Annotated in this window: 19 protein-coding genes; 4 read left to right on the top strand and 15 right to left on the bottom strand. The window is 39.9% G+C overall.

Going from position 1 to position 23,512, the window contains the following annotated elements; translation table 11 throughout:
- The first annotated feature begins 689 nt into the window (after positions 1 to 689).
- Positions 690 to 1,715 (top strand): (S)-8-amino-7-oxononanoate synthase BioU, encoded by a 1,026-nt coding sequence (gene bioU, locus CAL6303_RS07160; RefSeq protein WP_015197179.1) that lies wholly within the window; start codon positions 690 to 692, stop codon positions 1,713 to 1,715.
- A gap of 285 nt (positions 1,716 to 2,000) precedes the next feature.
- On the opposite strand, the gene CAL6303_RS07155 is transcribed toward bioU, so the two are convergent.
- The 5 genes from CAL6303_RS07155 to CAL6303_RS07135 all read right to left on the bottom strand — a co-directional run bounded on the left by CAL6303_RS07155 (position 2,001) and on the right by CAL6303_RS07135 (position 5,989).
- Positions 2,001 to 2,558 (bottom strand): YqeG family HAD IIIA-type phosphatase, encoded by a 558-nt coding sequence (locus CAL6303_RS07155; RefSeq protein WP_015197178.1) that lies wholly within the window; start codon positions 2,556 to 2,558, stop codon positions 2,001 to 2,003.
- A 203-nt stretch (positions 2,559 to 2,761) separates the two neighbouring features.
- Positions 2,762 to 3,334 carry a DUF3727 domain-containing protein gene (locus CAL6303_RS07150; RefSeq protein ID WP_041739200.1) on the bottom strand — a complete coding sequence of 191 codons (573 nt, stop codon included), beginning with the start codon at positions 3,332 to 3,334 and terminating at the stop codon, positions 2,762 to 2,764.
- A gap of 229 nt (positions 3,335 to 3,563) precedes the next feature.
- A complete protein-coding gene (gene ruvX / locus CAL6303_RS07145) occupies positions 3,564 to 4,052 on the bottom strand; it encodes a Holliday junction resolvase RuvX (protein WP_415748900.1) in 489 nt (162 codons plus the stop codon).
- A 22-nt stretch (positions 4,053 to 4,074) separates the two neighbouring features.
- Complete coding sequence (locus CAL6303_RS07140) at positions 4,075 to 5,331, bottom strand: GNAT family N-acetyltransferase (protein ID WP_015197175.1); 1,257 nt, start codon at positions 5,329 to 5,331, stop codon at positions 4,075 to 4,077.
- Positions 5,332 to 5,782: 451 nt separating this feature from the next.
- Entirely contained in the window at positions 5,783 to 5,989 is a 207-nt protein-coding gene (locus CAL6303_RS07135) for a hypothetical protein (RefSeq protein WP_015197174.1), read from the bottom strand.
- Positions 5,990 to 6,344: 355 nt separating this feature from the next.
- Here CAL6303_RS07135 and CAL6303_RS07130 point away from each other — a divergent pair, with 355 nt between their 5' ends.
- Positions 6,345 to 6,914, top strand: a complete 570-nt coding sequence (locus CAL6303_RS07130) for a Uma2 family endonuclease (RefSeq protein ID WP_015197173.1) — start codon at positions 6,345 to 6,347, stop codon at positions 6,912 to 6,914.
- A 92-nt stretch (positions 6,915 to 7,006) separates the two neighbouring features.
- Here the strand turns inward: CAL6303_RS07130 and CAL6303_RS31400 are convergent, their stop codons facing one another.
- Both CAL6303_RS31400 and CAL6303_RS07125 read right to left on the bottom strand, forming a co-directional pair.
- Complete coding sequence (locus CAL6303_RS31400; protein ID WP_255348450.1) at positions 7,007 to 7,141, bottom strand: hypothetical protein; 135 nt, start codon at positions 7,139 to 7,141, stop codon at positions 7,007 to 7,009.
- A 233-nt stretch (positions 7,142 to 7,374) separates the two neighbouring features.
- Complete coding sequence (locus tag CAL6303_RS07125; RefSeq protein ID WP_015197172.1) at positions 7,375 to 9,456, bottom strand: NAD(P)/FAD-dependent oxidoreductase; 2,082 nt, start codon at positions 9,454 to 9,456, stop codon at positions 7,375 to 7,377.
- Positions 9,457 to 9,620: 164 nt separating this feature from the next.
- On the opposite strand from CAL6303_RS07125, the gene CAL6303_RS07120 reads away from it, so the two are divergent.
- Positions 9,621 to 9,857, top strand: coding sequence for a hypothetical protein (locus CAL6303_RS07120; RefSeq protein ID WP_015197171.1), 237 nt, complete (start codon positions 9,621 to 9,623; stop codon positions 9,855 to 9,857).
- A 317-nt stretch (positions 9,858 to 10,174) separates the two neighbouring features.
- Here CAL6303_RS07120 and CAL6303_RS07115 read toward each other — a convergent pair whose 3' ends face one another.
- From CAL6303_RS07115 to CAL6303_RS07100, 4 genes are all read right to left on the bottom strand, one after another.
- Positions 10,175 to 10,675: a hypothetical protein gene (locus CAL6303_RS07115; RefSeq protein WP_015197170.1), complete on the bottom strand. Its 501-nt coding sequence runs from the start codon at positions 10,673 to 10,675 to the stop codon at positions 10,175 to 10,177.
- A 10-nt stretch (positions 10,676 to 10,685) separates the two neighbouring features.
- Positions 10,686 to 12,230: an AAA family ATPase gene (locus CAL6303_RS07110; protein ID WP_015197169.1), complete on the bottom strand. Its 1,545-nt coding sequence runs from the start codon at positions 12,228 to 12,230 to the stop codon at positions 10,686 to 10,688.
- A 185-nt stretch (positions 12,231 to 12,415) separates the two neighbouring features.
- Entirely contained in the window at positions 12,416 to 12,715 is a 300-nt protein-coding gene (rplY, locus tag CAL6303_RS07105; RefSeq protein ID WP_015197168.1) for a 50S ribosomal protein L25, read from the bottom strand.
- Positions 12,716 to 12,779: 64 nt separating this feature from the next.
- On the bottom strand, positions 12,780 to 14,123 hold the full coding sequence (locus CAL6303_RS07100; protein ID WP_015197167.1) for an adenylosuccinate synthase: 1,344 nt from the start codon (positions 14,121 to 14,123) through the stop codon (positions 12,780 to 12,782).
- A 467-nt stretch (positions 14,124 to 14,590) separates the two neighbouring features.
- On the opposite strand from CAL6303_RS07100, the gene CAL6303_RS07095 reads away from it, so the two are divergent.
- Positions 14,591 to 17,140, top strand: coding sequence for a PAS domain S-box protein (locus CAL6303_RS07095; protein ID WP_015197166.1), 2,550 nt, complete (start codon positions 14,591 to 14,593; stop codon positions 17,138 to 17,140).
- A gap of 63 nt (positions 17,141 to 17,203) precedes the next feature.
- Here the strand turns inward: CAL6303_RS07095 and CAL6303_RS07090 are convergent, their stop codons facing one another.
- From CAL6303_RS07090 to CAL6303_RS30700, 4 genes are all read right to left on the bottom strand, one after another.
- A complete protein-coding gene (locus CAL6303_RS07090) occupies positions 17,204 to 17,893 on the bottom strand; it encodes a DUF4291 domain-containing protein (protein WP_015197165.1) in 690 nt (229 codons plus the stop codon).
- Positions 17,894 to 18,047: 154 nt separating this feature from the next.
- The gene (locus CAL6303_RS07085; protein ID WP_015197164.1) at positions 18,048 to 20,219 is read right to left on the bottom strand and encodes a DEAD/DEAH box helicase; all 2,172 of its coding nucleotides are present in this window, start codon (positions 20,217 to 20,219) and stop codon (positions 18,048 to 18,050) included.
- Positions 20,220 to 20,367: 148 nt separating this feature from the next.
- Positions 20,368 to 20,733 (bottom strand): Lin0512 family protein, encoded by a 366-nt coding sequence (locus CAL6303_RS07080; RefSeq protein WP_015197163.1) that lies wholly within the window; start codon positions 20,731 to 20,733, stop codon positions 20,368 to 20,370.
- Positions 20,734 to 20,947: 214 nt separating this feature from the next.
- Positions 20,948 to 23,434 carry a hypothetical protein gene (locus CAL6303_RS30700; protein ID WP_015197162.1) on the bottom strand — a complete coding sequence of 829 codons (2,487 nt, stop codon included), beginning with the start codon at positions 23,432 to 23,434 and terminating at the stop codon, positions 20,948 to 20,950.
- Between the last annotated feature and the right edge of the window lie 78 nt (positions 23,435 to 23,512).

The following is a 23,512-nucleotide window of genomic DNA, read 5'->3' as shown; positions in this document are numbered from 1 at the left end:
CCTTATCGCAGACTATAAATTTATTAAAAGGTGGCTTTTATGGGACAGATGTCTAACAAAATGTGCCGCCTAATTACAGTATAGATGTGGGGCTTCTGTTGTTTTAGCTAAAATTTAGCTATCGGAAGCTTTAATTACAAACTTGTGGTTTGTCTATTAATGTTGTATCTCCCAAATAAATATGTCTCAGAAAATTTACAAAAATTATGATCTTGTCTAGTTTTTACTGCTGATATATGTAAGTTTCCCTTAACCTTTGACATTAGTCAAGCATGAAAATTAGGTGTCCTGATTAGTGGCAAAAGCACTACAGGTAAGGGATACAGCCAGATATGTCAATTATTAAGAGGTTGAATTAGATGAAAATTATTGAAAATATTTATTATTATTTTCCCTAGGTATGGGGTTTTCTGCTTTCATAATCGCTAATCTTATCAAAAATTTACCTAAACCTCGTCTATCTTGACAACTGTCGTTTTCCTCGAAGAAGGCAGTAGGGGTTTTTGAGACAAGCTACAGACAAGGCAGGTTTTGGAGATCATCCGACTCCCAAAACCTGCCACTTGTTTTAATGAGTGACATACTCCAGGTTTTGATGATGGAGGAGTTTTAGAACTTAAAACGAAATTTTTCACCAAGAAACTGATGGGAAAGTAAGATCCGCCGGATAATAAAATTTAGTGGGAGTTATGGCAATTGTATTAGGTAAATCCAAATTGACTATGAATGCAAAACAAGCGCGGATTGGAGTATTAGGTTTCGGTGGACTAGGACAAGCTGCGGCTTGTGTACTGGCTCCAAAAAGTGAAATGATTTTGGTGGCAGCAGCAGATAAGGCTGGTTTTGCATATGCAAATGACGGTTTAGCCGCGAAGGAATGTATTGAAAACTATCAAGCACGGGGTTCTGTAGGATACTTTGAACCATTTGGAACCTTATCTAACCACAGCATTGAGGATTTGCTGGATGGGAATCATCAGGTGGATGGATATTTTCTGGCTTTGCCAAATTTGCCTAATGATTTTATACCTTCTGTCACCAAGCAATTTATTCAAGCTGGTTGGCGCGGTGTTTTGGTGGATGCAATCAAGCGCACCACGGCGGTTGAGCAACTGTTGGCAATGGGTGAGGAACTCCGAGCAGCGGGAATTACTTATATGACTGGGTGCGGAGCAACACCTGGATTACTAACTGCGGCGGCTGCCTTAGCGGCACAAAGTTATGCGGAAGTTCACCAAGTTGAGATTACTTTTGGTGTGGGAATTGCTAACTGGGAGGCATACCGGGCAACTGTACGGGAAGATATTGGACATATGCCAGGTTACAGTGTTGATGTTGCCAGGGCAATGACTGACGCTGAGGTGGAAGCGTTGTTAGATAAAACTAACGGTATTCTCAAGTTGGAGAATATGGAACATGCGGATGATGTAATGTTGGAATTGGCAGGAATTTGTGGACGCGATCGCGTTACAGTTGGAGGCATTGTGGATACTCGCAATCCCAAAAAACCCCTCAGCACCAACGTCAAAGTCACTGGACGCACTTTTGAAGGTAAGATTTCCACCCATACTTTTACTTTGGGTGATGAAACTAGTATGGCAGCTAATGTTTGTGGACCTGCTTTTGGTTATCTCAAAGCCGGGATGCAACTACATCAACGGGGAATCCACGGTATTTTTACTGCTGCGGAAGTGATGCCAAAGTTTGTGAAGTAAGCAACTTAGCATTAATACGTAGGGTGTGTGACGCTAGGAACAATTCTCGGATATCAAGATTAATCTGGAATTGCGTCACGCACCGACTATAAACGTAAAAACTCTAAATGCGTAAAGCGCCAGTTCTCTATAGGTGAGAACCGACGCTTTACAGGCTATATAATGACTTATTAACTTTCAGGGTTTTTATGTTTTTTGACCCCGTTTTAACTAGTATTTATATTCGCAGATTTTGATCCCCAAAAAGATTTCCTTAATGTTTTCTTTATAATTGTTGCTGAGAGTTTAATTATCTGAAGATTTGTGAACACCTGTAACTCTTTGTTTCTTAGCTGGAATCGATACACCTAAAATTTGGGAAATCAAAACTTCCAGGTTTTGGATGGGATGCGATCGCAGTGCGGCACCAGGATGTATGATTGGGTCAACTAGGATTGTAAACATTCCCAATCGGTTCCCAGCAACAACATCTGTAAACAAGCGATCGCCTACCATCCCCACTTCGTTAACAGGTAAATCCATTTGTTGCAATGCTGCTCGAATTTTGCGGCGAGATGGTTTAGCAGCACCTAAGTAGTAAGGTAGATCTAAAGAGCGAGCAATTCCACCAATGCGATTTTCGCTGATGTTATTACTAACTAAACACAAACTAGCAACTTTTCTAATTTCCTCAATCCACCCTCGTAATTCAGTGGACACTTCAGCCGTTTTCATTGGTACCAAGGTTTCATCCACATCCAAAACTAAGCCTTTTAAACCATATTTTTGAATCATCCCTGGTGTTAAATCGAGAATTGGTGCTTCTAAAATTAAATCGGGCTGTAACAGATTGTTCCAAGTCATAATTAATTATTAATTGTCTACAGTCAGAAAACCAGTTCTAAATTTTCCAGGATCCTACTTTACGACAGATTCCCCCAACCTGTAAAAGGCTGAAGGAATAAATTTCGCTCCTATTCCCTATTTTCTCATCAGTTCTACCGCCAACGGGATCAAAACAAAGTTAAGCAAAATCTCTTTTTAATTTTTGATTTTGAATTTCTAATTTATTCAACTTCATTGAATAACTGTTCTTCTAAAAGCGGTTGAACCTTACGGAATTCTTCGGGTGATAAAAGTTCTGGTTTACCTGATTTGCTTGTGCGTGCAAAAAACAGAAGTGGATCGAGTGGTGTATAAATTGAATACTCTTGTTCTTCGTGGTAGAAAGTGGCAAGCAACTGAAGTTGTTCCGGTTCTAAATCGGCATTATCGTCTTCAATTTCGAGGGTGAAGAGTTCAGACTCTTCAACAGGTGGTAGTTCCCCTGCGACGGTGAGTGCATACGCTGTATTTTTGAGGGCTAAATTTTGCTCAGAAAGGACAGCTTGTGCTGTAGCAAAAATTTCGTCAATGGTAGCATCATCTTCCACTAAAATTGCTTCTTCTTCCTCATCATCACCCTGCCAAGCAAAAATCTCGACAGGGGAGTCAACAGGCAGAAGTAAGACGTACTCTTGCCCTTCTACTAGAAGCGAGTGTTCGACATAACAATCTAGTAGCCGTCCTTGCTCATCTGTTAAAGTGATGGAGGCATTTTGATCGTTGTCATTGTCTTCGGGAAATTGAGAGGAAAACATAGCCAAGGTATATGACTTAATAACTACTAGCGATCGCATGAATCAACTAACTCGTTGTTGGTTAAATTTAACGGTCAATTTAATTTCATTACCACTAGTATTAGATTTCAGAATATCACGGTTGCTTGGAACTTTACGAAAAACTCAGAATCAGGGGTAGGGGTGTAGTTTGCATCTGTGTTTGGGAGTACGGCTATTTGCTCTTACTTACGCAGTTTTCAGCAGAGGTTTAATATTTCCGATTTTCCACATTTATCTTACGAGCATCTAGCCACTGTTGCAGAATCAAGGCTGCGGCTTTACGATCGATTAATCCTTTATGACGTGAGGGGGATTTTCTTTCTGCTAGTAGCATCTGTTCTGCTTGGTAGGAAGTTAACCGCTCATCGACATATTCCACAGGCAACTTCAGAATTTTACTAAGTTTTTTGGCGAATTTTTGAGTTTGTTTGGCTTGAAACCCGATGGAACCATCCATAGAGTAGGGCAAACCAACTACTAAAATGTTGATTTCACGTTCTTCCACCAACTGACGAATTTGTTCAACATCAGATTCCCACTTGGTACGTTCAATTGTCGTAATTCCAGTAGCTATTAACCCAGTGCGATCGCATCCTGCCACACCAATGCGTTTTGTGCCAACATCTAAAGCCAAAGCCAAAACATACTTAGAGTTTTTTTGCTGCGACTGAGGAGAAGAAACAACTTCTTCCCCCAACGACTCAACTATTATTTCATCTTCATGAACCACTACGTGGCTCCTGCTGCCCTTGAGGTACTTCACTGTTACCAGTTGATAACTCTACATTACAGGGTTTGTAAGGAAACATAACCGAATTATTCACAGAATTCTTTTTGATAATTTGCTCTTTCAGCTTGTTTTTCGGCTCTTGCCAAGACATTCCCCCAGGAATTGGCTTACGCGCTGGTTGCAACCCTTGTAACATCTCTGGTAATTGAATTCCTTCCAAAGAGACAAATTTGGACTCCCTGACTTTGTGCCACACCGAGCGAGACATAATTAATGTATGTTCAATTCTGTTTGCACCAATTCGCTCCAAATATTCTTCTCCTTCTGGGAGATAATCAGCCGACGCAATTTTTAACGACTGCTTAGGAAACTCCTGGACAACATGAGCAAGTTGTGATAACAACTCTGGATATAACCAAGTGTATGCTGGGTGAACCGTCAGTGTTGCCGTGTGTGCTGCCTTCCCTTTGCGGTGCAACACAATCTCAAAATAACCAATCGCAGCTTTACGTTGAGGTTCAAATACATAACCACTAACAACTTCTACTTGATTTAGCCATTGTTTGGCAGCATGAGTTAATGCTTCAAAAAAAGTGGTTTTAAAATCATGGGTTTGTCGATCAAATACCTGACGTACCAATGGGGGCATTGATGCTGTATCTAGTTGATACAATAGTTGAGCATCAGCATTACTCACAGGTAACAAGTTGGGTAAATCCGGCTCCGACTGCGCCAGATCTGACAACAACTCAGGCGTAATTTCCCAATAAGTAATTTCCGCAAGACGTTGGAAACCATTTTTACGATAAAGAGCTAAAGCATCCTTATCATTAATATTGACTTCAAGAATCCAAGTTCGGGCTTCTAAAATTGACTCAAAGCAGTAGCGTAAAAGTTGTGAACCTACCCCCAAGCGTGCCTGACCCCTTTCGAGAAGAACCTGATCTACTCTCCAGGTACTACGCGTGCGGTTGAACGGTGAGACTTTAATCATCCCCAACAGCACCCGTCCCTGTTCGGCAACATAAGCGCACAAACGGTATCTCAGCGGATTGGGGAACCAACTTGCAAATTTTAGCAAGCCATACCAACGACGCAGCCACTGCATTTGCTGCTTATCAGAGCCTTCTCCCTCTGGAGTACAAGCTGTAAAGGACTCTTGATTGAGGCGATCAATACTATCCAAGTCCCGGTATTGTACTGGTCGGATAGCAACGCTGAGATTTTGGGGTAATAATGGAGCCATCTTGATTTAAGCCGCCATTCAGCTTGAGTTAACTGGGTAAAGTAAATATATGTTTCACTAATGATAATAACGGTTTTTAGTGTTTTATCACTGTTCCTAAAGAATAATCATTGATATATAGATTTAAAAGCAGACCTGCAATGGCTATTTTGCCAGTTTTGTCAAGTCCGCTTTCATTAATCCCATTATATTTTATTTTTGCTCAAATAATTTAGCAACCTCAAATTTTTGAAAAAATTGGGTTAATGTATTGAGTGCAGCTTTGAAGCTAATTAACTTCAGTGAAGCTAATTAACTATGACATACGTCAATTCCGATGAGTCGGAAAGTAGGATAGAGCCGTGCTTTAGGGTAATGGATATGTCGGCAGTTAACGCATATTTTATCAAGTGTAAGACTCGTTGCAAAGAAACACTATTATGCTTCTTTTTACTTCTCTTAACTAACTTATCTAGTTTGCTTGCCGTGAAATCAGCTTTTCAAAATCAGCTTGAGTTTGATGCAACAATTTTTCTCTACTACCTTCAGTAGTATGGTTCAAAGTTGGTACCAAATTACGTGCTTGTAGTGCCATGTGAAGCTGGAGATGGGCTACGTACTCGCTAAAGTCTTCGCGTACGATTTCTTTACCCTTTTGGAAGCTGGATTCTGTTGTCACTTTTTACGTCTCCTAAGTTGGGTCTGTTAAATCCGAGTAGTTGCTGAGTATGCTCAAAACCTATCACGCTGTGATGCATATGTTTCCACTTTGTAATCAAGTTTAACTAAAGTTAGGCTTGACAAGACTGTTAGATTATTTTTTGCGTAAATATTTACAGTATTCAAACCCCAAGTAGTCTACCTAGTAAAGGTTGGCGTAAATAAACAGACCACTATTGAACCATAAAAAGCCCAATAATGAACACTCACTAATGCCTTGATGTATTAGGAAGCAATATCGCGTGCCTGCCCTTTAGCGATTATGGGACAATAGAGAAAAGTATTACTTTATAATAAAAATCAAGGGAAAAATTATGCAGTCCCCTGTAAACATGTTCACCATCGAAGAATACCTGAAGTTAGAACAAACCAGCGAAATTCGTCACGAATACTTTGGTGGGCAAGTATTTGCCATGTCTGGAGGTAGCAAGCAACATAATCTGATATCTGGAAACACATACTCACGCTTACGCTCTCATTTACGGGGTGGTGACTGTAGCGTTTTTATGGCTGACATGAAAGTCAGGATCGAACTGGTTAATCAAAATAAGAATATATATTACTATCCCGATGTCATAGTTAGTTGCGACTCTCAAGATCAAGAGCGTTTTTTCTTAAATTATCCCTGCTTAATTATAGAAGTCCTATCACCTAGCACAGAACTTACAGATAGACGGGAAAAGCTAGTTAATTATCGCACTTTAGAAAGCTTGCAGGAATATGTATTAATTTCCCAAGATGAAATCAAAGTAGAAGTTTATCGTCGAGATGCTGAAGGTAATTGGTTGTTAGAAATCTTAGGGAAAGATGACGAGTTGCAGCTAGATTCCATTAATTTCAATTTGATGATGGCAGAAATTTACGAAGATGTAATCAAAATTTAAAATCCGAATTAGGTGTATTCTAGCTGGGATGCGATCGCGTTTGTCGTCTATCGAACAATAATTTTATGAAATATGGATTCAACAACTGAATCTTAAATCTTGGTAAACCATTTGGTGTCAACCTCCACAGACTCAATGATTGTTATTTTGACACCAAGTTCTAACTCTTTCAATTGTTGAACCAACTGCTCACCATCAATTAAAGCGCTGACAGTGAAACAAAACATGAAAGCTCAAGAATCCATTAATACGAGCAATACTAAAACCATCAATGCCACCATCACCTGATTTCCCTGTAACTTGAACCTGAATAAGCCCTAAATAAGCTGCAACGCATCTAATTTGTATATAAGATACGGGCAGGATGCCCGCACTACAATCATTTTGTGTTTTTGACTTATATAATTTAGCTGCACATCAGCTTGTTATTCTCGTTGCTTCCTGCTCATTTTCCTCTTCTTCAAGCCTCAGAAATAGTCTTTGTTATTGATTTGAGTGGGGGAAACTCCCGTTTTTCTGGTGGTTTCCCGATTTTGATGGCATAACTAATCGTCAGTAGTCGCAACCATAAAGCGGGATAGCGAGATTCTAACCAGGATTGATTCCGGTAAATCCAGTTTGGAAACCAGCTAGCAAGTACAATACTAACAATTGTGTGGCGGGAAAAATTGATATAGTTGCCTAGCCACCGCAGCAAATCTTTTGTCCCTGCTAACTCCCAAATCCACAACAGTAAAGCTGGGTTTTTTCGGGCAGCTTTGAGGGCAAGTCGATTGAAGGTAAACCAATCAAATCTATCTTTGATGAAGTTGTCTGCGACTTCCATTGGTTCATCTGCCAATAAGCCAAAGAAATTATTCAACATGGAGTTGATTCTTTCTGGGGGGATAAATTTTCCAGTGGGAACCATCATTCCCTTAGAAAACATCCAGGTGACAGCAATATTACTTTGGAAGGCACGGATTTGGTTGAGGTGGTGTGATTTGAGTAAATTATGTTTGAGTGCTGTATCAAGGAGGGTAGTAAGACGTTCTAAATTCCGTACCAAGGAACCAAATCCAGTGAAAACCAACGGTGATTGTAGAGAAGCGGCATCTCCTATCGCTACTAAGCGGTCAAATGCCACAGTGCGATCGCGTCCACTCGTACTAAAATGACCCGGTATATATCCAAATGTTGGCTTTTTCCACACCAGTTTATCCATATCGCAACGGCGATACTCTGGCAAAATTGTAAAAAAGTCTTCGTACATTTCCAACAGAGAACCAGGATTTTCGGCGTTGACTTGATGATAGTGGAATAGGTAAAAGGTTAATTCTTCATCACTTGCTGGGAATAGTTCCCAAATTAACTGTCTCCCCCTTGACACATCTCCATGGCTAAATAAGACATCTCCATATTCAGAATCCCATACTCCCGGCTCAAAACCACTCTCAATTACAGCCCCTACTGTTGGGCAAACACTATCAAAGGCACGAATTCCATTTAATTGCCAAGCAATGGGTGATGCAGTTCCCATTGCATCTACTAATAGTCTGCCATGAGCTTGTTTTTCCGTCTGATTTCCTAAGTTTTTGAGATTTAATGTCACTTGGGAATCAGAAATTTTGACATTCAAAAATTCTGTTTCATCCCAAATCTCACCACCCATCGCTTTGAGTTTTTGCCCGCACACTTGCAGTAGTTTTTCTGAATCTAAACCAAGATTCAACACGTTGGGAGTATGTAAAATTGGGGCTTTGAGATGGGGAGGATTATTACTATCAAAGAACTTATTAAACCCATCTTTGTATTCACGGGCAATGATAGATTCCACTTCAGATGAACTTAATAACCCCAAATCTACTAAACATTGAATTTCATCACGGGAAATATTCCATTCTCGATTCATTCGACCAAAGGGTAATCTCTCTATCAACAAAACTTTATAACCCAGTTTTGCCATTGCCGCTGCATGGATTACACCCAAGGCACCACCAATATAGATTAGATCATATTTTGGCACAGAAGCTGAAGGTTTTTCCCCAATTTCCCCAAAAATGACCTGTTTCGGCTGTTGGGGATTTCTCACACCCTCACGCCACCGCTTTTCCCACCAATAAACACGCTGCAAATCATATTCCCCGTTGGGCATTTTTTGAAAATATTTTGCCGTGAGGGGATAATATGGTTCCAAAGCTGCAAAAATTGATTGTTGAGATAAATCAATTGCTGGTGGCTCTGGATAGTTGTGGGGAAAACGGATTCTAATATCTTTGATTAAATTTTGGATTATTTTTCCTTCCCCAGGAAAAATACTTTCACCCCAGCGGAATACCTTGAGGTAAGTAGTGCGTTGTACAGACCAAACAAAAATAGCTAGTTCCGTCAGTAAATTTTCGGGAATTGCTCCTTTTGTAGTTGTATTACCAGACATTCTCAGGCAACAACCTGAGGTCGTTGATCTTTTCTCTCCAATTCCCGGTACAAATTCTGTTTGTAGCCAATCGCGCACAGAATCTGTATCCGGAGTGGGAATTTCAAGGTAAAGTAGTTCTCTCATTTTTGTCAGTATCCAGTAAATCTATTCACTCAGACAGATTTAATAACAGGGCAAAATGCGGTAAACTCCGCGCTATTAGTTGAATAAATGAAAATTCAGTTACAAAACTTTAAGATTTGACTCAAAATTATCATCTCTATTAAACTCGCTAACTAACTCACACCATGAATTATCCCATTCCCGATAACCCTCAAGAAATCTTTGACCTACGGCAAAAGCCAATTGATGAAGAATTAGTCGCAGCTGCCATTGCAGGTGTGATTAAAGTTGTTCGTGATCAAGGTCAATCTTTAGAAGAACTCAAATCTCAAATACTCGCTGATGATAGTTTACTGGATCGTCAACAACGTCGGTGGTTAACGAGCGTAGTGTCTCAAGCTTGGCATAGTTTTGCCCCCTAAAACCAAATTTCAAAGCAAGTCTTGAATTCCCTAGATTTTCTGTAATCCCACGCCCGCCAACGTTTGAAACGGCTGGCTAGTAGCTAAAGTATTGCGTAGCTTGCTTCCCACCCTTGGCGGGTATTGCGAATTGTTTTAATGGACTTGTGCTGTCAGAGTGGGATTTTCACTCCCAGGCGGAGTGATGGATTTACCGACTTGTTTGTACACCGTACACCGTAGATACACACTGGAGGGAGAGCCTAGGCTCTCCCTCCAGCAATGTGTTCCCAGGCAGGTACTGAGTTATTTGACAACAAAAGTATCAGTGTTTTCCCTTACCTTTCCCAAAACTTCAAATTAATCTGCCCACTAGGACGACGAGAACGACGTACAGGCATTCTCCGTCTTTTTATGGTGACTTTAGGCAACAACTCCACATCAGTTTCCTCTGATAGTTCTTTCGATAGGTCAGTTTGAGTTGTTTCTTTACTCTCCCAAAAAGCAATAATCATGCCTCCGCCGAAACCAGCCAGACACCCTAGTAAAACACTAAAAGGTGGCGTATATTTCATCAGCACAAAACCTGCTAAGAAAAACAGCCAATATTTTAGCCCGGCATCAATACCCTCAGAAGTCCCCAAAGTTTGGGGTTGCGAGGCGTTTTTACTTGCTTCACCCAATAACGTGAGGGTAAAACCCGACGCTATCCCTAAAAATATACTCCAGGTGGGACTCCAGCCAATCATGAGTAAAATTAGTGTCAGAAACAGCCCAAATACTAATTGGGAAGTAAAATTAGGTGGAATAGAGAACGGATTATTATTATTTTTTGCCATAAGAGAAATACTACTGGCGAATTACACCATTTAATTGTGCCGTTAATGGCTCAGTTGTGTTCAAAATTTTTACATAGATTTTCTCAGCATCAGTGAATGGTTCCACTTGCTGAAGCTGTGATGTTAGCAAATCGGCAGTTGCATCGGCAATATCACCCTGACGCTTTTCTAAACGTTCTTTGAGAATTTCTACTGGTGCGGTGCATTGAATAATTTGCAAGGGGATTTCTTGGGCTGTTGCTGCTTTAATTACATCTTTTCGTGTATTTTGGCGATCGTACTTAGCATCTAATATGACTGTGTATCCCTGATCGGCTAGTAAGATTCCCAATTTCAATAAACGAGAATAGGTCTTTTCTGTCATCTCCGCCGAGTATAAATCATTGCTGCCTTTTTCATATAGCGGTACGCCAGCCAAATGCTTCCGGACTGCATCAGAACGTAAATGAATTGCCCCTAACTGCTGTGCTAAATACTTAGCTGTGGTGCTTTTTCCGGAACCAGATACACCGGACATCAAAATCAATTTACCTTGGCGGGGTTTTGTATAGTTCCAAGCCTGTTGATAGTATGCTGCTGCTGTTTGACTAGCTTCTGCTTTCACATCCGCAGGTACACTAGGGTCATCAAGTAAAAATGAAGTTACTTTTGCCCTAACGTAAGCTTGCCGACTTTGATACAGAGGTAATAACTGTAAACCTTCCCAATCACCTGTTTGTTCAATGTAGGTGTTTAGAAAAACATTAGCTAAATCAGGACGTTGTTTCGCTTCCAAATCCATAACTGTAAATGCCAGTTCGTACATCACATCTACAAATCTAAATGGCTCATTAAATTCGATACAGTCGAATAATAAAATTTGATCGTGCCACAAACAAATATTTCTCAGGTGCAAATCTCCGTGACATTCTCGGATGAAGTTTCCAGCAATCCGACTTTTGAATAGTTCTGTTTTGGTGGCAAAAAAGTTGTCGGTATAATTTTTGGTTTCTTCAAACTGTTGGGCTGTTTGGGGACCACCTATATAGTTTACTGTTTGTTGATAGTTTTCATCGAATGCAGCCCGCACTTGAGGAATTTCACCAAAACTAGATATGTATTCATTTGTTTGAATTTGGGAGTGGTAAGTAGCAACTACCTTCGCTAATTCGGCAATTTCAGCTTCACCTATTTTTCCCTGTTCAAACATGGTGCTGAATAAAGCATCATCAGGGAATTCCCGCATTTTGAGGGTATATTCAATTGCTTCTTTGCCGCCAGCTAACTGATATTTTCCCCCTTCCTGGGTAATGGGTAATACTTCTACATATAATTGTGATGCACCGCGTTGATTAAGGCGTAATTCTTCGTTGCAAAAATTTTGTCGCAGTTCTAGTGTTGAGTAATTGAGAAAGCCGAAATTAACGGGTTTTTTCAACTTGTAGACGAAATCGCCAGTCAGCAACACATAGGAACAGTGAGTTTGAATTAGTTGAATTGGTTCTTTAACCTGGTGAGGATAAAAACCCGGTTGCAGCATTTGTTGAATTAAATCTGGCAGTATAATTTCAGTCATGATAAGAATCTACTTTCTGTGTGACATTTAGTCCAAGGCAGCATAACAAAAATACCAGAGTAATAACTCTGGTACTTAGATGCTTCTTCAAATCTTTATCTTCAAATATTAAGATTTTAGGGATTCAGATTGCCTACTTCTTCAAGAAGTCGGGGATCTGAGGGGATGTAGAACTACTAGTTAAGTTAACCTTTCGCATTTGCGAAAAAGCTCAGGTGGTATGTAAAACCTTTTGCAGGGTGTCTTTGAACTTCCCGAAGCACGGTTCCACCACTCCAATTCAACTCAGGAATATTTACTATGACTGAGGTGCTGTTAACACGAGCTTGTTTAAGTAAACGCTCAACAACCTTGGCATCAACAACCAAGGAAATTGACTCACTACCATTGTGACCGTACAAATTTGCAGGGATTAAACCAGAACGACGCAAAGCATTGGGCTTGCTGCCATCGGGACGCTGCTTACATTCAACTGTGATTGCCATACTTCCACGCTTCAAAAATTAAAAATACGAAATCCCAATCATGGGCAAAACTCCCATTCTACACCTATACACTCAATAATGAAACAGGTGTGCCGTCTGCATGTAATAATGCCCGTTTCGGTCCATGAATTGGATCTTCTAAGATGATAGTCTGATCGCGGCTAGCACCTAGGGAAACGATGGCGATGGGGACTTCCATCAACTCGGCTAGATATTTCAAGTAGTCTTGGGCTTGATGGGGTAACTCTTCCCAGGAACGACAACCAGTGGTTGGTGTCCCCCAGCCGGGTACAGTTTTGTAAATTGGTTGACATTGTTTAAACTTACGGGAACTGGTGGGGAAATGTTCGCATTTTTCTCCATCGATTTCGTAAGCTACACAAACTTGGATTTCGTCTAAGTCATCGAGAACGTCAAGCTTTGTAATTGCCAAACAGTCTAAGCCGTTGATGCGGACTGCATAGCGACCAATTACAGCATCAAACCACCCACAACGCCGTTTACGTCCGGTTGTTGTGCCAAATTCTGCACCTTTGTCGCATAATAACTCACCAATTTCGCCATCTAACTCGGTGGGGAAGGGTCCTTCTCCAACACGGGTTGTATAGGCTTTGGCAACGCCAATTACTCTATCGATCATGGTTGGTCCCAAGCCACTACCTACACAAGCACCACCTGCTACGGGGTTGGAGGATGTGACAAATGGATAGGTTCCATGATCTAAATCTAGTAGGGTTCCCTGTGCGCCTTCAAAGAGGATGTTACGTCGCCGTTGAATGGCATCATAGATTCTGAGTGATGCGTCAACAATATGGGGTCGTAACCTTTCGGCATATCCTAAGTATTCTTGAATTACCTCTTCAGGATTCAGTGGCGGCAGATTATAGAGTTTTTCTAAAATGACATTTTTATAGTTAATAGTCCACTCAACTTGATCGCGCAAGCCTTGGGGATCCATTAAATCTAGGATTCGGATTCCTGTGCGCTCAGATTTATCAGCATAGGTGGGACCGATTCCTCTGCCAGTTGTGCCAATTTTACGGCTGCCCCGACGCTCTTCTGATGCAATGTCAATCAACCGATGGTAGGGCATTGTGACATGCGCTGTTTCCGAGATATATAGATTAGCGGTGGAAATTCCCAGTTGTTCGAGTTGATCGAGTTCGCCGATCAAAACTTGTGGGTCAATTACCGTTCCGGATCCAACAATGCATTCGGTATCTGGATACAAAATACCAGATGGAATCAAATGTAGCTTAAATGTTTGTCCTTTAACTACAATTGTATGCCCAGCATTGACACCCCCTTGGTAGCGAACTACCACATCTGCGGAGCGGCTGAGTAAATCTGTTATCTTACCTTTTCCTTCATCGCCCCATTGGGCACCTATAACAATAACGTTAGCCAAGTTTTTATTTTAAAAAGCTAAGGTTTCCACAAACAAATATTATTTGCAGATAGGGTGACTATTGTCAAGATTATTGAATCAAATTATTAAGAAAATTGGAAGAGTTAAATCTGGAAGTTATTGAATCCTGTGGAGTTGGGGATGAACTTGGAGACTTGAGGCTGGATTATTTAACGATTTGCACAAAAGTGATTTTTATTTTTTGTTCTAGAAAGGTTAGGTAGTGCCCATAATAACATTATCCCATCATTTATAAAGATGCAAGTTTGGAGGATAAATAATTTACGTTTTGGACTAATTGAGTAAATCGATACAGTATGTCTGGACTTGAGTGGTTATTGTTGACTTCCCTGCATTTTTTAGCCAAATCAAATCAAAATATTTTGGCGGATTTAATATTCTCAATGAAGAACTTCTATTTATTGGGGTAGCAACTAGCATCTCATGCGAAAATCCCAAGGAAGATTATGAGACTGTCTTTTACAAAAAAGCTGACGGTGATTTTTTGGTTGATATTGATTGTGATTGTGATGAATGGGATGATTTCCTACGGAAATACAATTACACTAATGCATAATCAGCATTGGGTAATTCGTTCATTGCAAGTGATGACGCAGTTGGAGCGAACTTTATCAGCATTTAATAATACTGAAACTGCACAAAGAGGTTACTTAATTACCACAGGTCAAGTTTATTTGGATGCCTATCTCAAAGGTTTGAAACAGACTGAGAATAATCTCCACGAATTGCAGAATATTACAGATAACCATCCAAAAGAACAAAAGTATATTAAGCTACTTAGTAGTCAAATTTATCAGAGTTTTAAATTATTTCAGCAAGAGGTAGAATCTAGGAAAAAGCAAAATTTACGAGATGCTGCGAATTTGTTTTTATCAGAACCTCAAAGATTAGTAACTGATGATATTCAAAAATTAGTCCAAAAATTTGAAGCTAAAGAACAAAAGCTACTGGAACAAAAAATACGGCAGTCAAAAACTAGTTTTCAGACTGCAATGACAACTTCAAGTATTGCCACATGTGGGGATTTGGGGTTAATTTCGGTGTTGTATTATGTGTTGAGAAATTATTTGACTCGGATTAAGTTGACACAACAACGGTTATCCCATAGTGAGAATAGATTACGGGCAATAATTGATGCTGAACCTGAGTGTATTCAGTTAATTGCCCAAGATGGGACTTTGTTAGAAATTAATGCTTCTGGGTTGATGATGCTGGAGGTAGATACGGTAGAACAGGTTGTAGGTAAAAGCGCGATCGCATTAATTGTACAGGACTATCACAGCGCGTTTTTGTCTTTTCATGACAGCATTTGTCGAGGGTATCGAGGAACTTTAGAGTATGAGGTTGTGGGGTATCGAGGAACTAGAAGATGGATGGAAACCTCTGCGGTTCCTTTGGTAAATGAGTCGGATGGGACTTTTTTACATTTAGCTGTGACACGGGATATCACCACCCGCAAGCTATCAGAACAAAAGATTCGGGAACAAGCAGCATTATTGGATGTGGCAGTTGATGGAATTTTAGTTCAAGATATTCGAGGTAAAATTCTCTATTGGAATAAGGGTGCAGAACGTCTGTATGGGTGGAGTGGTGAAGAAGTTTTAGAAAAAGATGCTTCATACTTATTATACCAGCCAGGTTCATCGCAACTAGAAAAAACCCTTGCCCATGTGATTCAATATGGTGATTGGAAAGGAGAGTTACAGCAGGTTTGCAGTGATGACACCCAAATTATAGTAGAAAGTCGCTGGACTTTGTTACGTGATGAAAAAGGCAATCCCAAGTCTATTTTGACAGTAAATACCGATATAACTGAGAAAAAACAACTGGAAACTCAGCTGATGCGATCGCAACGGCTAGAAAGTATTGGTACACTGGCAGGAGGTATTGCCCACGATTTAAATAATGTTCTATCTCCAATTCTCATGTCGATACAGTTACTACAAATGAAATTGGGGGAAAAAGAACAGCAAAAACTCCTCAAAACCTTGGAAAATAACGTCAAACGAGGTGCTGATTTAGTTAAACAGGTGTTATCCTTTGCCAGAGGGATGGAAAGTAAGCGAATAGTTGTTGACGTGAAACAACTAATTGCCGAAATTGAGCAAATTGTCACCGAAGCTTTCCCCAAATCAATTGTTTGCCAAGTGAAGATTGCCCCCACATTGAATTATGTCTGCGGTGATACAACCCAATTGCACCAGGTACTGATGAATTTAGTGGTGAATGCCAGGGATGCAATGGAAAATGGTGGATATCTCCGGATTTCTGCCGAAAATTTTCTAGTGGATCAAGAGTATGCAAAGTTAAATCTTAACGCTTGTCAGGGTACTTATCTAAAAATAGTCGTCGAAGATACAGGTATTGGTATACCCCAATCAATCCAAGAACGGATTTTTGAGCCATTTTTCACCACCAAGGATATCGGTAAAGGTACAGGTTTAGGACTTTCTACCACCATAGGAATTATTAAAAGTCATGGTGGTTTTGTCAATGTTCATAGTCAAGTGGGGAAAGGAACTCAGATTCAGGTTTATTTACCTGCTTGTGACTATGGTGATGTTTCTAGCCCAACTCCAGAAGTGGCAATTTCTCCGGGGAATGGGGAGTTAATTTTGGTAGTGGATGATGAATTAGCTATACGTAAAGTTACACAATCGACTTTAGAAGCCTTTAATTATCGGGTTTTAACAGCTAGCGATGGAGTAGAAGCGATGACAGTTTATGCTCAAAACCAACAGGATATAGATTTAATTTTACTCGATATGATGATGCATTCGGTGGAAGGTGCAATACTCCCAGGAAGTCACTCCGTGAATGCTATTCACACTCTCAAGCAAATTAATCCGGATGTGAAAATTATCGCCATCAGTGGTTTGCTATCCAACCACAACGTTAATCAAGCGAAGGAATTAGGTGTAAAAGCCTTTTTGTCTAAACCCTGTACTGCGAATGAGTTACTAGATGTAATTCAGCGTAAATTAGTTGATAGTTAAAGCAAGCTGAATAAATCTAGAAAGTTTTCAGTTAATATCACAATTTGATGGGTGCCACCAGTGCTAATTTTGGCTGTGTTCATGATTTAGATCCTCTTGTTCCGCTTGAGGAATACAGACTGATAGCTGCAATCTTCTTGCTATCTCTAAATTATTGACTTCATAAGGGTACTCCCTTGGTGTCAGAAGTGCATCGTAATTCTGTGAAATAAGGTGCTGCCGTTGTTCTGCTACAAATTCTGAAATATCTTCGATGTTCATAATCCATTCTTGCGAATACTTGATACCAGTTTCACCCTGCAAACCCAACTGAATTGCCCGACGCTCAACTTTTTCACCTGTTGGAGTGTGGTCTGGATCCCATTGTAGACGCACATCAGACCTTTTGACTGCTTGGCTCCATGCTTGCTGATTCTGATAAATCTCAGGAATATACTTTGAGTGAACTGCTTGAGCTAGGATCGTATCAAATGCAGAACGCTGAATACGAATTGCTAACGTCACTTCCTGATCTTTTTTTGTCCCCCACCCAGAACGGTACATCATCCAAAGAAAATTCGGCTTAATCCAAGTCATCCGCGACAATTTAAAGTCTCCACCAAAATAACCATGCTGTGCTGCAAAGTGTCCAATCGAGGGACGATAAGCTTGGTAAACAACGATTGAATCTACATCATACTGAGCCAGAATTACTTTGCCTCTCGGTTGCCAACGCTTTTTTTGATTCAGATATAGCTCAGTTTTTAATTGCATTACTTACAAATCGTTTTTTAAAGTATGGGTATGGGATGTTTTCAAAATAGAGCTACAGCATGACATAACTTCAGGTTTTACCCGTTTGTAGTATAACAAGAGAATTTGAGCGATGAGGGATTGAATTTGAAGAATATAGCCACACTACTTTTCATTAACTTTTCCATTCCCCGATCATCTGTTTTAATTCTTCTAAATCTAAATAATCATAGATAAATGCTTTTCTTAGTAATGGAAAAGGAACAAACTCGTCATATTTGTTAATCTCTGGGGCTTCAGTTTCACTTACTAAATGTTCGGGAATTATTCGCTGATTGCACAAGGCAGTTATCTCAGAATAAACATCATCAATTTTATCTTGGGGCAATTTTAGCAACAAATAGTATGGGTTTGTTCCACCAATACTTTTAATTTGTAATGTGTCACGGCAAAAGCTATTGATTAATCGCTCTAATGTTCGATATGCTACCGTACCCATCCAAGGAAAAATACAACATTTACCTTTTCCTAAATCAAAAATATTCTTTTGAACAAACCCTTTTTCCTGTGCTAAATTACGTACTTCTTGCAAACGCTGCGAAGCTTTTTTACTCAAATATACATATTCAGTTTCCTCACCTAAAATCTGTCTCATTTTTTGTAAAACCTGACTGTGAATCACTCCACTTCCACCACGCCAAGAAATTCCCGCTTGTCCTTCTACTGCTTCTACAGAAACAGCTTTTTTGCGAAAATCAACTTCTAAAACTCGCCATGTTCTCCCAGCTAAACCAAACTGACTGCCAACACTTGGCATCATAGCGATACTTCCAATGTCTTTTCCGGCGTGTTTGACAGCAAACTCTAAATTCTCTGGAAAAACAGCATAAAATTGGAAGCGATTGACAATTTTTTCACCGGCTAAACCTAAAATTAATTTACTTTTATCAGTTTTTTGAATATGGTTAATGTCAATCAAGTAGTTTAAAAATAGTTTAAAATCATCTTGAGAAATAGATGAAAACGTCGATAAAGTTAATATCTGTTTTGCTAATAATGCTGGAGAAATTTCCCCTGTCGCTGCAATTATGCTCATAGTTTGGTGATACAATAAGCTCAACGGATATTTAACTGGTTTAAATGGTTCAACCCAGCGCTCTTCCATATATAGTTGAATAATTGCAATACTTTGTAGTAGTTGCCAAGGTATTTGTTCTGGAAGCGGTGTTTCTGAAGAAAAAACATTTTCTGCACAAACAAATCTCATATCCGCAGCTTCTCCGCGTCTTCCTGTTCTGCCTAATCGCTGGAGAAAACTGGCTACTGACATTGGTGATTCTAGTTGGATAACTCGTTCTAAATTACCAATATCAACTCCCAATTCTAATGTGAGAGTTGCTGCTGTTACGGCTGGTTTATTTTTCTCACGCATAGCACTTTCAGCTGTTTGACGTAAGCTAGGGGAGATACTTCCGTGGTGAACATGATAAATATCTGGTTCCTGTTCATCTGTCGCAATTTGACGCAATGATGAAATTACCGATTCAGTTTTTGATTTATTATTGGCAAATATTAGGCATTTTCTAGCTTTACTAAGATTAAATACATGACGATAATAGGGAGAATCAGAGACTAAGCTATCTTCGGTTTCATAGTCATAAAAATGTTCTATAGATAGCTTGATCTGGCGTTTTTTTGTTTCTACCAGAGGTGTAATCACTCGCTTGTTAGTATCTGAAGATAGCCAAGCTTCTGCTAGGGAATAATCTCCGAGAGTTGCTGATAAACCAATTCGACGGTGTTGCTTCCCGGTAATATTTGCTAATCTAGCCAACTGACAAAGCAGTTGACATCCTCTTTCTGTACCTAAAAAGGTATGAATTTCGTCGATGATGACAAATCGCAAATCACCGAATAGTCTAACTAGATCATGATTTTTATTAATTAAAAAACTTTCTAAAGATTCTGGGGTAATTTGTAAGATTCCTCTGGGACTTTTTAATGCTTTATTTTTGGAACTTTGGGAAATATCACCGTGCCAAGGAAAAACTGGAATATCTGCTTCCTTTAAAAGACCATTTAAACGTTCAAATTGATCATTAATTAATGCTTTAATTGGACCAATATAAATAACACCAATACTTTGGGGTTGCTGTTCCTGTAGTACTGTAATCACCGGTAAAAAAGCCGCTTCAGTTTTACCTTCAGCGGTTGCAGCAGCAATTAACAAGTGGGCATCTGTGTCAAAAATAACTTCACATGCAGCTAATTGAATTGGTCTTAATTCCTGCCAATTATGACTATAGATATACTCTTGGATAAAATTTGCTAGTCGAGAAAAGGTCATACTTGATTAGGCATCGAGGAAAGTATGGGATTATACTTGATTTTGATTTACAGCAATTTTAATGTATTTGAATCACGAATAAATATCAAAACCTTGTCTAGACGTTCCGCCGGAACGTCTCTACGTGTGTCGCGCTGTTCTACTTACACTAATCAATATCAACAAAAACTGTGACTGCTGCCACAGCCATTAACATATCATCGTTTTTATCTGCGAGTTCAGGAATTGCCCTTCCGGCTACTACCATTCCCCCCGATTCTAGTTTTAAGGTTTTGCGACCAAAAGGTAATACTGCTAAGACTTCCTCGCTGCGGACTTGTTCGGGATATGGGACTGCAACCTGGACTTCAATAATCATTTCATCAGGATGACTTAATCCTGCGACTTCCCATATTCCTAATAAAGCATTGTTTGCGATCGCATTCCGCACGGCACGGGCTGCTGCTATGGTGGGTTCTTGTCCATGTTGATCGATACCCATCCCCATCTCGATGATGAAGCGTTTTAGCGCCACGGCTACCTCTAATTAATTACAACACCCCATCTGATTTTACAACTTTTTGGTTGATTTAACTTAAGCAACAGATACCGCACTACCGGACTTTTTAAGAATAATGAAATTAAGAGAGACGCGATATATCGCGTCTCTACATTGGGATACTAGGAATAGGGTGTATTTATGCCGGGTTTAAATTCCCCACCATACGGCTTGATAACTGTTTCCTGATTTAATTGCCAGTAGCTTGCTGTTTGACGGTATCGTTCAAACTATTCCATGTCTTAACTACAACTTGAATGCTACGTGGGAGACTCTCGCGGGAAATATCATTGTACTGAACTGTACCTTTTCCACTTGTGAGAGTATAAGTTATGTAATCTGCGGCACCATTGGGTGCAGGATAGGTGATGTTTTGGAACTTATTATCCTGACGTGCTAACAGCTTTTGAAACTTCTGGACTTCCTCAGGGGAAACACTGAATACTCTGCGTTCGGAGTCATTTGCATCACCTTCAAGTGTTTGAATCAAACGTCCATCCTTGAGTAGTACTACTTGATAAGTTCTACCAGCGAATCCACCACTACTAATTTGTCGGAAGATAACACCATCGGTTAAAGCTTCTGGTAATTGGTTGCTGGGAATTTTTACACCATCTACTGTAGCTACGTTTCCGTTGATTTTACTCGCAGCAATATTTAGCTTCGCTGTGGACTTATCATCGGTATGATAGATTAAGCGATCGCGTCCTGCCGCAACTGTCACTTTCCAACCATCAACTATTTTCTGACCACAGGTTCCCTCTAAACCAAGACACAGGGAACTCCACTGTACTTTTTCTGCGGAAATAATATTTTTGCGAGATAAGGTAATTTTAGCTTGGGTGCGTTGTCGAGCATCTGTCAAAACCGCATCAATGAGCGATTTTGGCATACTTGCCACTGCTGCATATTCAAACCGAGAACCATCTTTAACTAAATTGTAAATCCAATTTTGCCGACCGTTGGATACTGTGACTTGGGAATCAAAATAACCTTGGGGACGGTTACAATTGCTGCCATTTGCACAATCATCAACCCAATAATCTAAACTTTTAATTTCAGTTACGCGCAAACTGGTGAGGGAAGTCTTTTCCCTTAGGCGTTTAACTATATCTTGCTTAATTACTTTTGCTGCGTTAGCTGACAACGCTGGAGTTTTATCGATCACAACGATTTTTTTGTCGCTGCTGACATTATAAACCCAAGGGTTGAGTCCACCATCGACGGTGACAATCCAACCGGGAGTTGGTTGATATTTGCGGTTACAAATCGGACTATAGGTTAATAAACAAGGATTTGTCCAGGTTGCTTTTTCTGCCTTGACAATTTTTAAGCTATTGACATTTAATCCCGACCATTGGGAGGCATCTTTTAATACTACTTGAGTTATGTCTTGAGGAAGATTGACATTTGCAACTGGAATATTACTAATTCCACCTTGAGCTAACTTTAACTGTGAACCATTGCTATCTGTCAAATAAATCCAAGATTTACCACCATTATAAGGTTGTAGAGTTACTTCCCAACCGGAAATATTAGTCGGTTTGCACAAAGCACCCGCAGGAATATTTTCACAACCAAGGTTCCATTCTTGACGCTTGTAACCAACAAGATTCAGGTCTTTTTGGGGTAAACCAGATGCTTGAGAAACTTGGGACAGTACCGCACTATTGACTTTTTGGGGTAAACCTTTGGCAGATAGTTGTAACTTAGTGCCAGTATCATCGCTCCAATATGTCCAGCTAGTTACCTTATCACTAACTGTAACTTCCCAACCATCAATTTGGTTACTGGTAGATAAACAATCAACATCGGGAGGACAATAGGAATAGGAATTCCAAGTTTGGCGTTGATGCTTGATAATAGAAATTCCACGTCGTGGTAAACCTGAGATTTTACTCACTTTCTCAATTACCGCATTACCAACTTTCTGCGGCAAATTCTTGCCTCGGATTTGGCTTTCCCCTTCGTTAAGGCGCAACACCGAACCTGTACCATTAACGTGATAAACTAAAGCTTCTTCCTGGGAACCAACAACTACACGCCAACCAGGGACAATTGCTTGCGAACAGATTTCATTAATATCACCAAGCCCTAAACAACCATCACTCCAACTTTGTGATTCTGATTGAATAATATCGACATTAGTTGGTAGTATGCCAAGATGCTTGGTTGCGGCTTTGAAAACAGCATTTTTGACAGACTGGGGTAAATTTTGAACTTTGCCGCCATTATTGGAGTTAGTACTACTTGCTAACCGTAAAGAACGCCCGTTATTATTACTATGATAAACCCAATTCTGCTTACCATCAGTCGCTACAACCCGCCAACCAGGAATTAAAGCCTGTGTGCAAAGCTCACCTGATTTGGGTAATTCTAAGCAACCGTTGCGCCAATTTTTTTGGGTATATTCAGTAATATCTAGATTATTAGGTAGAATTCCTTGTTGACGCGATATATCTTTAAAAATCGCATTTGTCACCTGTCGAGGTAAACTTCTAGTTCTGCCTCTTAAATTAACTGGATTAGAAATTTGTGAATTTCCATCTAAAGGTAATGCTAATGCACTTTGGATTAGTGTCATTCCACTTCCAACCGACAACACACCAGTTAATAGCAAGGCGGTCAACACTCTCGCTTGGCTTGTGGTAGTATGATATCTGAGAACGTTTTTCATAGTATCAATTACAAAATAGTTATTAGTCAACAGTCGTTAGTCAACAGTTATTAGTACGAGGAGAGATGCTAAGAGCTG

Origin of the sequence: Calothrix sp. PCC 6303 (assembly GCF_000317435.1) — a bacterium.
GTDB lineage: Bacteria > Cyanobacteriota > Cyanobacteriia > Cyanobacteriales > Nostocaceae > PCC-6303.
This window is presented reverse-complemented; position numbering and strand designations above follow the sequence as displayed.

What these genes read in the sequence shown, in the direction of transcription:
- CAL6303_RS07115 (WP_015197170.1), bottom strand. Translation starts at nt 10,675, where the DNA reads ATGGCAAAAAATAATAATAATCCGTTCTCTATTCCACCTAATTTTACT.
- CAL6303_RS07140 (WP_015197175.1), bottom strand. Translation starts at nt 5,331, where the DNA reads ATGGCTCCATTATTACCCCAAAATCTCAGCGTTGCTATCCGACCAGTA.
- CAL6303_RS07125 (WP_015197172.1), bottom strand. Translation starts at nt 9,456, where the DNA reads ATGAGAGAACTACTTTACCTTGAAATTCCCACTCCGGATACAGATTCT.
- CAL6303_RS07095 (WP_015197166.1), top strand. Translation starts at nt 14,591, where the DNA reads ATGAGACTGTCTTTTACAAAAAAGCTGACGGTGATTTTTTGGTTGATA.
- CAL6303_RS07090 (WP_015197165.1), bottom strand. Translation starts at nt 17,893, where the DNA reads ATGCAATTAAAAACTGAGCTATATCTGAATCAAAAAAAGCGTTGGCAA.
- CAL6303_RS30700 (WP_015197162.1), bottom strand. Translation starts at nt 23,434, where the DNA reads ATGAAAAACGTTCTCAGATATCATACTACCACAAGCCAAGCGAGAGTG.
- bioU (WP_015197179.1), top strand. Translation starts at nt 690, where the DNA reads ATGGCAATTGTATTAGGTAAATCCAAATTGACTATGAATGCAAAACAA.
- CAL6303_RS07150 (WP_041739200.1), bottom strand. Translation starts at nt 3,334, where the DNA reads ATGTTTTCCTCTCAATTTCCCGAAGACAATGACAACGATCAAAATGCC.
- CAL6303_RS07120 (WP_015197171.1), top strand. Translation starts at nt 9,621, where the DNA reads ATGAATTATCCCATTCCCGATAACCCTCAAGAAATCTTTGACCTACGG.
- CAL6303_RS31400 (WP_255348450.1), bottom strand. Translation starts at nt 7,141, where the DNA reads ATGTTTTGTTTCACTGTCAGCGCTTTAATTGATGGTGAGCAGTTGGTT.
- CAL6303_RS07110 (WP_015197169.1), bottom strand. Translation starts at nt 12,230, where the DNA reads ATGACTGAAATTATACTGCCAGATTTAATTCAACAAATGCTGCAACCG.
- rplY (WP_015197168.1), bottom strand. Translation starts at nt 12,715, where the DNA reads ATGGCAATCACAGTTGAATGTAAGCAGCGTCCCGATGGCAGCAAGCCC.
- CAL6303_RS07085 (WP_015197164.1), bottom strand. Translation starts at nt 20,219, where the DNA reads ATGACCTTTTCTCGACTAGCAAATTTTATCCAAGAGTATATCTATAGT.
- CAL6303_RS07155 (WP_015197178.1), bottom strand. Translation starts at nt 2,558, where the DNA reads ATGACTTGGAACAATCTGTTACAGCCCGATTTAATTTTAGAAGCACCA.
- CAL6303_RS07130 (WP_015197173.1), top strand. Translation starts at nt 6,345, where the DNA reads ATGCAGTCCCCTGTAAACATGTTCACCATCGAAGAATACCTGAAGTTA.